The organism is Microbispora sp. CL1-1, assembly GCF_012034195.1.
In the GTDB taxonomy this organism is placed as follows: domain Bacteria; phylum Actinomycetota; class Actinomycetes; order Streptosporangiales; family Streptosporangiaceae; genus Microbispora.
The window spans coordinates 219461-231027 of sequence record NZ_JAATEK010000010.1 but is presented as its reverse complement, the minus strand read 5'-3'; the positions used below and the strand labels follow the sequence as shown (position 1 = coordinate 231027).

General features: G+C 69.0%; 10 protein-coding genes. 4 read left to right on the top strand and 6 right to left on the bottom strand.

What is annotated here, in order from left to right:
• Together HCK04_RS15680 and HCK04_RS15675 are read left to right on the top strand one after the other, a co-directional pair.
• The coding region (locus HCK04_RS15680; RefSeq protein ID WP_205830257.1) for a hypothetical protein at nucleotides 1-520 on the top strand (520 nt) is incomplete at its 5' end.
• Entirely contained in the window at nucleotides 517-849 is a 333-nt protein-coding gene (locus tag HCK04_RS15675; RefSeq protein ID WP_142648058.1) for a hypothetical protein, read from the top strand. The genes HCK04_RS15680 and HCK04_RS15675, both read left to right, overlap by 4 nt.
• A 9-nt stretch (nucleotides 850-858) precedes the next feature.
• On the opposite strand, the gene nuoH is transcribed toward HCK04_RS15675, so the two are convergent.
• From nuoH to HCK04_RS15655, 4 genes are all read right to left on the bottom strand, one after another.
• The gene (gene nuoH, locus HCK04_RS15670; RefSeq protein WP_142648057.1) at nucleotides 859-1812 is read right to left on the bottom strand and encodes an NADH-quinone oxidoreductase subunit NuoH; all 954 of its coding nucleotides are present in this window, start codon (nucleotides 1810-1812) and stop codon (nucleotides 859-861) included.
• Nucleotides 1813-1822: 10 nt separating this feature from the next.
• Entirely contained in the window at nucleotides 1823-2353 is a 531-nt protein-coding gene (locus tag HCK04_RS15665) for an NADH-quinone oxidoreductase subunit C (protein WP_142648056.1), read from the bottom strand.
• Nucleotides 2350-2805, bottom strand: coding sequence for an NADH-quinone oxidoreductase subunit B (locus HCK04_RS15660; RefSeq protein WP_240971466.1), 456 nt, complete (start codon nucleotides 2803-2805; stop codon nucleotides 2350-2352). Before HCK04_RS15660 ends, HCK04_RS15665 begins: the two co-directional genes overlap by 4 nt.
• 109 nt (nucleotides 2806-2914) lie before the next feature.
• Nucleotides 2915-3286, bottom strand: coding sequence for an NADH-quinone oxidoreductase subunit A (locus HCK04_RS15655; RefSeq protein ID WP_142648054.1), 372 nt, complete (start codon nucleotides 3284-3286; stop codon nucleotides 2915-2917).
• Between the two features lie 365 nt (nucleotides 3287-3651).
• On the opposite strand from HCK04_RS15655, the gene HCK04_RS15650 reads away from it, so the two are divergent.
• Both HCK04_RS15650 and HCK04_RS15645 read left to right on the top strand, forming a co-directional pair.
• The gene (locus HCK04_RS15650) at nucleotides 3652-5499 is read left to right on the top strand and encodes a 2-oxoacid:acceptor oxidoreductase subunit alpha (RefSeq protein ID WP_142648053.1); all 1848 of its coding nucleotides are present in this window, start codon (nucleotides 3652-3654) and stop codon (nucleotides 5497-5499) included.
• Nucleotides 5492-6550, top strand: a complete 1059-nt coding sequence (locus tag HCK04_RS15645; protein ID WP_142648052.1) for a 2-oxoacid:ferredoxin oxidoreductase subunit beta — start codon at nucleotides 5492-5494, stop codon at nucleotides 6548-6550. Before HCK04_RS15650 ends, HCK04_RS15645 begins: the two co-directional genes overlap by 8 nt.
• A 63-nt stretch (nucleotides 6551-6613) precedes the next feature.
• Here HCK04_RS15645 and rfbC read toward each other — a convergent pair whose 3' ends face one another.
• Both rfbC and HCK04_RS42400 read right to left on the bottom strand, forming a co-directional pair.
• Nucleotides 6614-7210: a dTDP-4-dehydrorhamnose 3,5-epimerase gene (rfbC, locus tag HCK04_RS15640; RefSeq protein WP_142648051.1), complete on the bottom strand. Its 597-nt coding sequence runs from the start codon at nucleotides 7208-7210 to the stop codon at nucleotides 6614-6616.
• 95 nt (nucleotides 7211-7305) lie between these two features.
• Nucleotides 7306-11505: a LamG-like jellyroll fold domain-containing protein gene (locus tag HCK04_RS42400; protein WP_168065964.1), complete on the bottom strand. Its 4200-nt coding sequence runs from the start codon at nucleotides 11503-11505 to the stop codon at nucleotides 7306-7308.
• Between the last annotated feature and the right edge of the window lie 62 nt (nucleotides 11506-11567).

The following is an 11567-nucleotide window of genomic DNA, read 5'->3' as shown; positions in this document are numbered from 1 at the left end:
CATCCACGACCCTTCCGACCGGAACTACCTCAGGGAAATGGGCGGCCTCTTCGGGTTGATCCAGCGGGTGGAGAACACTCATCACTTCGAGGGCGAGCTACGCGTGGATGAGGAGGCCGCCAAGAACCAGATGCTACTCGCGACCGCAAGCGGAGGATTCGGTGCCCTCAGCTTCTCCAACCCTTTCGGCCCAGGAACGATGGCGCAGATCTTCACCGCTCTTGGTACGCCTGCACTCAACGAAGCATTCGACACAGGACATGCGCTGAAAGCCCTCAAAGCCAATATGGATGCATCCCGCCATCAGGTCTTCCAGGTGGAGGTACCCGTAGTGCAGGGACTTGTCGACGCAGGGGCAGTGCATCCGCGGCCGAATGCGAGCTGGGTCAGCAACGGGCGAGTCATCCCCAATGCAGCCCTGGTCGACTGGATCAGTCTGCACGCCGACACTCGGTACGCGGGAAGGTCGCTCACAGACTGGATAACGGAGGCGCAGACCGCCATGAGGATGCAGCAGTGAAAGCGAAGAATCTTGCGGTGATCACGATGTGCCTCCTCGTCCTGCTCGCCGGATGCACCGAAGAAAGACGGTCTCCTCCCGCTTATGACGAAGTGACGAGACGCGACGCGGCGCTCGTGGCGGTGGTGCAATGTCTTGTCGATCACGGCGAAGTCCCGCCCGCACACCTCTCACACCAGCCGTGGCTGAGGGACAAGAAGGTGCGGCCCGGCGCCGAACTCGTGACATGGCGGAGCGATCACGGAGACACCATTTATGCGGGCAAGACGTTGCAGGCGTGGGAGGACGAGGCGACGGCGGGGTGGCCGGGGTGGAGGTGTCCGTTGTGAGCACGCAGCTCAGGCGGTGAGGACCCGTACGACTCCGGTGAGGGCGAGCTGGAGGAGAGCGAGGGGCACCAGGACGGTCCAGGCGAACTTCTGCAGCTGGTCCTCGCGCATCCGGGGATAGCTGACACGCACCCAGATGACGACGAAGGCCAGGGCGAAGACCTTCACCAACGTCCACACCGGGCCGGGCAGGAGAGGGCCCTGCCAGCCGCCGAGGAACAGCACGGTCGTCAGCGCGGAGAGCACCACGATCCCGGCGTACTCGGCCAGCATGAACAGGGCGAAGCGGAACCCGGCATATTCGGTCATCGGGCCCATGATGATCTCGGATTCCGCGATCGGCATGTCGAACGGCGGCCGGCGCAGCTCGGCCAGGCCGGCGACGAAGAACACGAAGGCCCCGATCGCCTGCCAGGGCAGCCACCACCAGCGCCACTGCTCGGCGATGCCCTGGAGAGACAGGGTGCCCGCGGCCATCGCCACGCTGGAGGCGGCGAGCACCAGCGGCAGCTCGTACGACATGAGCTGGGCGGCGGCCCGGATGCCGCCGAGCACGCTATATTTGTTGGCCGAGGCCCACCCGGCCATGATCGCACCGAGCACGCCGACGCCCATGACCGCCAGCACGAAGAACAGCCCGGCGTCGAGGTCCACGGCCGCGAGCCCGGGGCCGACCGGGATCACGACCATCACGACGAGGTACGGCACGAGCGCCACCGCGGGGGCGATCGCGAAGACCCGCCGGTCGGCGGCGGCCGGGATGACGTCCTCCTTCTGGGCGAACTTCACGCCGTCCGCGAGGAGCTGCGCCCACCCGTGGAAACCACCGGCGTACATCGGCCCGAGGCGGGACTGCATGTGGGCCATGGCCTTGTGCTCCATCTGCCCGACGATCAGCGGCAGCAGCAGGAACGCCGCAACCACGACGACCAGCCGGACCGCTATGTCGAGCACCTCGGCCATGACGCCCCTCTCACCCGGAGGCCCAGTCGGGTGGCACCCCCGGCGGCAGCATCCTGCGGCGGCTCGGCGAGCCGTGGTCGGACTCCCCCGGCTCCTTGGCCCCGGGCCATGCCTTGGCGACCCGGGCGGCCAGCACGAAGTCCTTGCGCAGCGGGTGGCCCTCGAAGCCGTCCGGCAGCAGCAGCGGACGCAGGTCCGGGTGGCCGTCGAAGACGACGCCGAACATCTCGTACGTCTCGCGTTCGTGCCAGTTCGCCCCGCGGAAGACGCCGGTGGCGGTCGGCAGGCGGGGGTCCGCGCGCGGCACCCGGGTGCGTACGAGCAGGTGGGCGAACGCGACCGGGTCGAACACGTGGGCCACGACGGCGAACGCCTCGGGCGGCTCGTCCACGGCGGTCAGCCAGTCGAAGAACTCGAACCCGGCCGAGCGCGCGAACGCCAGCGCGTCGGTCCACTCGCCGGGGTCCACGTCGAGCACGTCCTGGCCGAAGGAGTCGGTGACGCGCGAGCCGTACCGCTCGCGAACGGCGCCGGCGCTCATGCGTCCGCCTCCGGCGGGTAGCGGTCTTCGAGCGTCTCGCCCGCGATCTTCTCCTGGAGCTTCATGATCCCGTGGAGCAGCGCCTCGGGGCGGGGCGGGCACCCGGGGACGTACACGTCCACGGGGATGATCTGGTCCACGCCCTTGGTGACGCAGTACGAGTCCCAGTAGGGCCCGCCCGAGTTGGAGCAGGCGCCGAACGAGATGACGTACTTGGGGTCGGGCATCTGCTCGTACAGCCGGCGTACGGCGGGGGCCATCTTGTCCGTCACCGTGCCCGACACGATCATGAGGTCGGCCTGCCGGGGGCCGTTGGCGAACGGGATCACCCCGAAGCGGATGAAGTCGTGCCTGCTCATCGACGTGGCGATGAACTCGATGGCGCAGCAGGCCAGCCCGAAGTTGAAGACCCACAACGAGTAGCGCCGGCCCCAGTTCAGCACGAACTTCATCGGTTTGGGCGCCAGCCTGGACGCCGGCCCCACCGTGGGCATCGGGAGATCGTTCACGGGCATGCGGTCACCGCCATGCCGTCCATTGTCCTCCCCCGGGCCGGTCGGGTCACGTCCAGGCCAGCACCCTCTTGCGCCAGGCGTAAAGGATGCCGAGCGCGATGAACGCGAGGAAGACGAACATCTCCACCAGGGTCGTCATGCCGTATCCGGGGGCGGCGAAGACGGTCGCCCAGGGGAAGAGGAACACGGCGTCGACGGCGAAGACCACGTAGAGGTACGTGAAGACGTAGTAGCGGATCTGCGACTGCGCCCAGCCCTCGCCCACGGGATCGACCCCGCACTCGTACGTCGTGAGCTTCTCGGGGGTCGGCCGGCTGGGACGTAACATGCGGTTCACGAACAAACCGCCCGCGAAGATCGCTACGCCGACGAGGAAGAGGACGACGACCACGACATAGGAGCCGAAGTATCCACTCATACCGCCTCCCGGTCTCGAGGATAACCCCGGCACGGTCTCAAGGGCTGAACACCTGACGGTCACATCCGAGTGCCCCGCATATAGTTGAGGATCGTGACCCGAATCAAGCTCGTCGCCCGTCTGCACCTGGACCTGTGCCGGCTCGCGTCGGGCCTGTGTCGTCCGGATGGTTCGCGAAGCTGACGGTGCGCCGCCCCCGGCGGCCGAGGCACCACGGGAACGCGCCACAGGTGCGGAAAGTCCCGGCAGACGCACCAAGAGTGCGCATCTGCGAAAAACCAGCGTGACCCCGATGGATCTAGCATGGACATGACAACGTGCCACCAGCAGGCAGCCCTGGGCGCGTCAAGGAGGACTGAGGAGCTGTGACCAAGCAGGTTCAGCAACTCGACCGCGTGATCATCCGGTTCGCGGGTGACTCCGGCGACGGAATGCAGCTCACCGGTGATCGGTTCACGGCGGAGACGGCCCAGTTCGGCAACGACCTGTCGACGCTCCCCAACTTCCCGGCGGAGATCCGCGCTCCCGCCGGCACCCTCCCCGGGGTGTCGAGCTTCCAGTTGCACTTCGCCGACCACGACATCCTGACCCCCGGCGACGCGCCCAACGTGCTCGTCGCCATGAACCCCGCCGCGTTGAAGGCGAACCTCGGGGATCTCCCCAAGGGCGCCGACATCATCGCGAACACCGACGAGTTCACCAAGCGCAACCTGTCCAAGGTGGGCTACGACGGCAACCCGCTCGAAGACGACTCGCTGGCCGAGTGGCGCCTGCACGCGGTGCCGCTGACCTCGCTGACGGTCAAGGCGCTCGAGGGCTTCGACATCTCCAAGAAGGACGCCGAGCGGGCCAAGAACATGTTCGCGCTCGGTCTGCTGTCGTGGCTCTACCACCGGCCGACCGAGGGGACGATCCAGTTCCTGGAGGCCAAGTTCGCCAAGAAGCCGGAGATCGCCAAGGCGAACATCGCGGCCTTCCAGGCGGGCTGGAACTACGGCGAGACCACCGAGTCCTTCTCGGTGTCGTACGAGATCAAGCCGGCCACGCTCCGCCCTGGCACCTACCGGAACATCTCCGGCAACCAGGCCCTGGCGTACGGGCTGATCGCGGCGTCGGTGCAGTCGAAGCTGCCGCTGTTCCTCGGGTCCTACCCGATCACCCCGGCGTCCGACATCCTGCACGAGCTGTCCAAGCACAAGCGGTTCGGGATCCGCACGTTCCAGGCCGAGGACGAGATCGCCGGCGTGGGCGCCGCCCTCGGCGCGGCCTTCGGCGGGTCGCTCGGCGTGACCACGACCTCCGGCCCGGGCATCGCGCTCAAGGCCGAGACCGTGGGCCTCGCGGTGACCACCGAGCTGCCGCTGATCATCGTGGACGTGCAGCGGGCCGGGCCCTCGACGGGCATGCCGACCAAGACCGAGCAGACCGACCTGCTGATGGCGATGTACGGCCGCAACGGCGAGTCGCCGGTGCCGGTGCTGGCGGCGGCCACCCCGTCGGACTGCTTCACGATGGCGATCGAGGCGGCGCGGATCGCGCTGAAGTACCGCACGCCGGTCATGCTGCTGTCGGACGGCTACCTGGCCAACGGCTCGGAGCCCTGGCGCATCCCGGACCTCGACGAGCTGCCGGACATCTCGGTGCGGTTCACCACCGAGCCGAACGGCGACGACGGCACGACCTACCTGCCTTATCGGCGTGACCCCGAGACGCTGGCCCGCCCGTGGGCGGTGCCCGGCACGGCGGGGCTGGAGCACCGGATCGGCGGCATCGAGAAGGCCGACGGCACCGGCAACATCTCCTACGATCCGAACAACCACGACAAGATGGTGCGGCTGCGTCAGGCCAAGATCGACGGCATCGACGTGCCCGACCTGACGGTCGACGACCCCGACGGCGACGCCCGGGTGCTCGTGCTCGGCTGGGGCTCGACGTACGGGCCGATCGCGGCGGCGGCCCGCCGGGTGCGCGCGGCGGGGCACAAGGTGGCCCAGGCGCACCTGCGGCACCTCAACCCGCTGCCCGCCAACACCGGCGAGGTGCTGCGCTCCTACGACAAGGTGCTGCTGCCGGAGATCAACCTCGGTCAGCTCGCCATGCTGCTGCGGGCCCGTTATCTGGTCGACGTGATCAGCTACAACCGGGTGCGCGGGCTCCCCTTCAAGGCCGCCGAACTCGCCGCCGTCATCCAGGACGTGATCGAAAGTGACTGAGACCCTGAACGGGAAGGGCCTGGCCCTGATCCCGCGTACGGACGCCAAGCAGACGCTGAAGGACTTCAAGTCCGACCAGGAGGTGCGCTGGTGCCCGGGCTGCGGTGACTACGCGATCCTGGCGGCGGTGCAGAGCTTCCTGCCCGAGCTGGGACTCAAGCGCGAGAACATCGTCTTCGTCTCCGGCATCGGCTGCTCCTCGCGGTTCCCGTACTACCTGAACACCTACGGCTTCCACTCGATCCACGGGCGGGCGCCGGCCATCGCGACGGGCCTGGCCACCTCACGGCCCGACCTGTCGGTGTGGGTGATCACGGGTGACGGCGACGCGCTGTCGATCGGCGGCAACCACCTGATCCACGCGCTGCGCCGCAACGTCAACCTGAACATCCTGCTGTTCAACAACAGGATCTACGGCCTGACCAAGGGGCAGTACTCCCCGACCTCCGAGATCGGCAAGATCACCAAGTCGACGCCGATGGGCTCGCTGGACAAGCCGTTCAACCCGATCTCGCTGGCGCTCGGCGCGGAGGCCGGGTTCGTCGCCCGGACCATCGACAGCGACCGCAAGCACCTGCAGGGCGTGCTGCGCCAGGCCGCCGAGCACCGCGGCGCCTCGCTGGTGGAGATCTACCAGAACTGCAACATCTTCAATGACGGCGCCTTCGACACGCTGAAGGACCCGGGCACCCGCGACGAGATCACCATCCGGCTCGAACACGGGCAGCCCATCGTCTTCGGCACCGGCGACAACGAGCGCGCCGTACGGCTGTCGCCCACGGGCGGCGTCGAGGTCGTGCGCCGCGCCGAGGTCTCCGACGGCGAGATCCTCGTGCACGACGCGCACAACCCCGACCCGTCGCTGGCGTTCGCGCTGTCGCGGCTGGACGAGCCGGCGTTCGAGCACGTGCCGATCGGCGTCTTCCGCTCCATCGACCGGCCGTCGTACGACCAGCTCCTCAACGAGCAGGTCCAGACGGCCACGGCCGCCAAGGGCGCGGGCAGCCTCGCCGACCTGCTCCACGGCGGGGACACCTGGACCATCGGCTGAACCCGGCCGCGACCGTCGCCCCACGCTCCACCGGGAGCGTGGGGCGACGGCGTATAGGCGGGACTACGCCGTGCGGAGCTTCTCGTAGTAGGCGAGGCAGTCGGCGTAACCGGGAAGCAGGCCCCGCGACCGCGCCTCTGCGAGCGTGGGCGCGGCCTCGTCCTTCGGCGACAGGACAGGCTCAAGCCCCTCCGGCCACGCGATGCCGAGCTCGGGGTCGAGCGGGTGCACCCCGTGCTCCCGCCCGGGAGCGTACGGCTGGGAGCACATGTAGGCGACCGTGGCCTGCTCGCTGACCGCCATGAAGGCGTGCCCCAGCCCTTCGGAGAGGTAGACCCCCCGGCGGCTCACGTCGTCGAGCAGCACGTTCTCCCATCGCCCGAAGGCGGGCGAGCCGACCCTCAGATCGACGACGACGTCGAGGACGGCCCCGGCCATGCAGGTGACGTACTTGGCCTGACCCACCGGGACCTCCGCGAAGTGGACGCCGCGCAGCACCCCCCGGTGGGAGACCGAGAGGTTGGCCTGCGCGAGGTGGAACCGATGGCCGAGCACCCCGGCCAGGTCCTCCGCCCGGAACCACTCCAGGAACACCCCGCGGTCGTCCTGGTGGACGGTGGGAGTGAAGACGTAGGCGTCCGGGATCTGCATCGGTTCCATCGTGCGGCACCTCGCTGGATGTCGATCGGGCGGAAGGGAAGCGGAGGGAGGCGGAAGGCCCCGCCGTCGCCGGCGGGGCCTTCCCTTGGTTCATCTCAGGAGACGGTCACCGTCTGGGTGGTGACGTTCGTGCGGTTGTCGGCTCCGGTCACGGTCAGCGTGATCCGGTAGGTGCCCGGCTGGGCGTAGGTGTGCGAGGCGGTCTGGCCGGTCTCCACCACACCGTCGCCGTAGCTCCAGGTGTAGGTGGCGATGGGCGCCGAGCCTGCGGTGGACGCCGAGGCGTCCACCGCGCAGGTCAGCCCGGTGCAGCTGGGCGTGAACGCGGCGGTCGGCGCGGCGGCCGTGCTGGTCGCGACCAGGTCGTCCACCGTGACCAGGACCGGTGCGTTCGTCGCGGTCCCCGAGAGGAACGAGCCGAACCCGACCCCGCCGGCCGCCTGAAGGCCCGCCGTCGAGTCCGTCGCGCTCATCTGCCACTCCGCCGGCTCGTCGCCGGAGGCGGCCCAGACCTTCGCCCGGAGGGTCGTGGGCGACGTACCGACCACCTGCATCCGGATCTTGAGCACGGTTCCTGCGCTGTAACTGAGACCGGAGACGGTCTGCTCGGACGTCAGCAGGGTGGAGGTGTTGGCCGCGTCGGTGCGGCCGAGCGCCAGCGCGACCGTGCTCGGCGGGAGCAGCCGCACCCGGGTCAGGTACTCACCCTGGCCGCTGACGCTCCGGCCGATGCTCCAGAGGTAGATGCCGTTGCCCGTCCCGGGCTTGTCGGTGGTGACGGAGAACGTGGTGTCCGAGGTCGTGCTGGACACGCCGTTCAGGTACGCCCGCCGGTTCGCGCTGGTCGAGGGCAGCGTGATCTTCGCCGCGCTGCCGTCCACCGCGAAGGAGGAGGCCGCCCCGGAGAGCGAGTACGCCCCGCCGGAGTCGGCCGAGCCCAGCCCGCCGGAGACCGTACGGCCGAAGGCGTCCGCGGCCAGCCCCGCGGGCGGGTTCGCCGGCGGCTGCGCCGTGACCACGTCGGTGTGCGTCCCCGTCGCGTTCGCGTCGTCGGTGACGGTCAGCTTGACCGGGTAGTCGCCTGCCGCCGGGTAGGTGTGGGTCGCCGTCTTCCCGCTGCCCGTGGCGCCGTCGCCGAAGACCCAGGCGTACGAGGCGACGGAACCGTCGGCGTCGCTGGACGCACCGGCGTCGAAGGAGCACTCCAACTCGGTGCAGGTCGCGGTGAACGACGCGGTCGGGGGCTGGTTCGCCGGCCCGTTGCCCGAGCCCTTCTGCCAGTGCGTGGCGACCTGCGCGTCGGTGAGCACGCCGTCGTAGACGGCCACCTCGTCGATCCGGCCGTTGAAGTTGTTGCTGGTCGGCCGGGTCGGCCAGGAGTTGAGGCTGTCGCCGCCGACCCTCCAGTAGCCGGTGAAGCTCTCGGCGCCCGTCTGCGGGTTGGTGCCGACGAGGGCGCCGTCGACGTACAGCTTCATGCCGCCCGAGCCCTGGGTCGCCACCATGTGGTGCCACTGGCCGTCGTTGTAGGAGGAGGTCGTGGTGATCACATTGAGGGTGCCGGTGTAGGTGCCGAAGACGAGCTTGCCGTCGTTCGTCATGTAGACGTGGCGGTCGTAGTTGGAGCTGGTCCCGGTGGCGGAGCTGCCCAGTCCGATCAGCTTGCCGCCGCTGGTCGTGGTCGTCTTGAACCACAGTTCCTCGGAGTAGTTCGTCGGGTTGGCGAAGGTCGTCGCCGAGGCGACCCCGCCGTTGGCGAACGCCACCGCCTTGTCCGACGTGTCGATGATCGCGCCGGCCTGGCCGTAGGTGACGCCGCTCGCGGTGTAGTTGCCCGCGATGCCGCCCTTGCCCGAGTCGGCGGCCACCGTGCCGCTCGCCTCGTTCAGCCGCCAGTAGAGCGTGGGCCCGTCACCGTAGACGGCCTTGCCGTACGCGTCCGAGGGGGCGGGCGGGATGGGGCTGGTCCTGCCGCTGGCCACGTAGTGGTCGATGACCTCGTCCTGCGACAGGGCCGACGGGTAGATCGCGACCTCGTCGATGTCGCCGTTGAGGTAGGAGCTCGTCGGCTGGTTCGGCCATCCGCTGAGGTTGTCCCCGCCGATGCGCCAGTATCCGTTGTACTGCTGCGCGCTGGTGGTGGCGGCGGACTGGGCGACCCTGCGGCCGTCGACGTACAGGGTCATGCCGGCGGTCTCGCTGAGGCTGGCCGCGATGTGGTGCCACTTGCCGTCGTTGAAGCCCGGGGCCGAGTTCACGGTGCGGACGGCGCCGGGGTAGACGCCGAAAAAGATCCGGCCCGCGTTGTCCATGTAGACGTGCCGGTCGTAGCTGCCGCTGTTGCCGGTGGCCGCGCTGCCATAACCGACGATCTTGCCGCCCCTGTTCGTGGTCGTCTTCACCCACGCCTCGGCGGTGAAGCTCGCAGTCGCGGGGATCTGCGACTGGGTGACGGCGAACCCGCTCGAGGTGCCGTCGAAGTGGGAGGCCGCGTCGGAGTCGCCGACGCCACCGGTCGCGCCGTGCGTCACACCGCTGTTCTCGGTGACGTCGTTGAACGCCGCGTAGTCGTACGCGGTGGTGCCGCTGGTCTCACCGAGCCGCCAGAAGCTCGCCGGGCTGTCCGCGAGCACGGCCTCGGAGTAGTCGCTGGACGATCCCGTGCTCGCGATGGTGACGGGGTCGGAGGTGGCGCTGCCGACCGAGTTGCCCTGCGGGTCCTTCACCCGCACGCGGTAGGTGTGCGTGGAGCCCGGGGCGAGGCCGGTGTCCTTGAAGCCGAGCGCGGGCAGCGTCCAGAAGTTCGACTTGGCGGTGACGGTGCCGACCGGCGTGCTGTTCCCGTCCCGCAGGACTTCGTAGGTCAGCTTCTCGTTGTCCTGGTCCCAGGTCGCCTTCCAGCTCACCCTGGCCGTGCCCGACTGGAAGGAGATCGCGGTCGGGGTGAGGTCGGGGCCGGGGATCGGCGCGGCCTTCTTCGGCGCGATCGACTTGACCGCGAACCGGGTGAGGCCCTGCTGGGGGTTGCCGTTGACGTTGGTGAACTCGCCGCCGATGGCCACGTACTGGGAGTTGCCGGTGACCGACCAGCCGCCCTGGTACATGCCCGTGTAGCTGCCGGCGTTGAGCGAGGGGAACCAGTGGAGCAGGCCCGGCACGGGCTGGCCGCTGTAGTTGCTGTTCGAGCCCGGTGGGGCGTGGTCGGTGCCGACGGGGTAGGTCGTCTCGGCCAGCGCCCGGTGCCACGTCGTCGGGCTGGTCTCGGGGAACGCGCCGAGGGAGCTGCAGTCGTGCGCGTGGCCGACGCTGTAGAGCACCTGGCCGGTCACGAAGACCCCGTAGGTGGCCCCGTAGCAGTTGTCGAGCCAGACGAGGTCACCAGTGTAGGGGTCGGCCGCCCAGCGTCCGTCGAACCAATGGCCGCCCTCGCCGTCGTTGGCGCCGTACACCAGCGTGCCGTCCGTCACGAGGTCGTCGACGTAGGAGAACCTGTTGCTGTCGAGGCGTGTGGGGGTGGGCCGGCTGCTCCACGGCAGCGAGGCGCCGGTGACCGGGTCGACGGCGGTGATGCCGACCCGCGCCTCCCCGTTGAAGTTCTGGAACTTGCCGCCCACGATCACCCGGCTCTGGTCCGGGGCCATCAGCAGGGCGCGGATCTCGTCGTCCGGATCGATCTCCCACGACTGCAGGGCGCCGTTGCTCCGCGCCAGCGCCGCGGCGCGGTTGCGCGAGTAGCCGTTGACGTTGAAGAAGTTGCCGCCGGCGTAGACGGTGCTGTTCGAGACCGTGATCGCCCACACGGTGTTGGAGACCGACGCGTTGAAGGCCGTGTCGACCGCTCCCGTGGCGGTGTTGAAGGCGACGATGTGGTTGCGGGTCGCCCCGTCCACCGTGGTGAAGTCGCCGCCGACGTAGATGCGCGAGCCGTCCGGGGAGGCCGCGATCGAGCGGGCCTGCGCGTTCAGGGTGTGGGTGAACGGCAGCAGGTTCCCGGTCGTGATGTCGTAGGCGAGGATGTTGGCGCGGTTGACCTCTTGCGGGTCGCCGGGACTCGTGCCGGGCGGCCGGGCCTTCGAGAAGCTGCCTACGGCGTAGACCGTGTTGCCGACCGTGGCCTGCTTCCACACGACGCCGTTGATCTGCCACGTGGGCAGCGCGTCGGCCGTCACGGTCTCGGGTACGCCGGGTTCGGGGTCGATATCGGCCGCGGCGACCCCGCTCTGGGCGAGGCCGAATCCGGCGACGATGAGGAGTGCGAGCGCAGAGCGCTTTAACAGGGGTAATTTGGTGCGCACTTATACCTACTTCGTCCCGTGCGCCCTTATGGGCTGCGTTACGAAATAGATCGTAATGGAAC

Coding starts and splice junctions, on each gene's coding strand:
- nuoH (WP_142648057.1), bottom strand. CDS start 1,812: ATGGCCGAGGTGCTCGACATAGCGGTCCGGCTGGTCGTCGTGGTTGCG.
- HCK04_RS15665 (WP_142648056.1), bottom strand. CDS start 2,353: ATGAGCGCCGGCGCCGTTCGCGAGCGGTACGGCTCGCGCGTCACCGAC.
- HCK04_RS15660 (WP_240971466.1), bottom strand. CDS start 2,805: ATGAAGTTCGTGCTGAACTGGGGCCGGCGCTACTCGTTGTGGGTCTTC.
- HCK04_RS15655 (WP_142648054.1), bottom strand. CDS start 3,286: ATGAGTGGATACTTCGGCTCCTATGTCGTGGTCGTCGTCCTCTTCCTC.
- rfbC (WP_142648051.1), bottom strand. CDS start 7,210: ATGGAACCGATGCAGATCCCGGACGCCTACGTCTTCACTCCCACCGTC.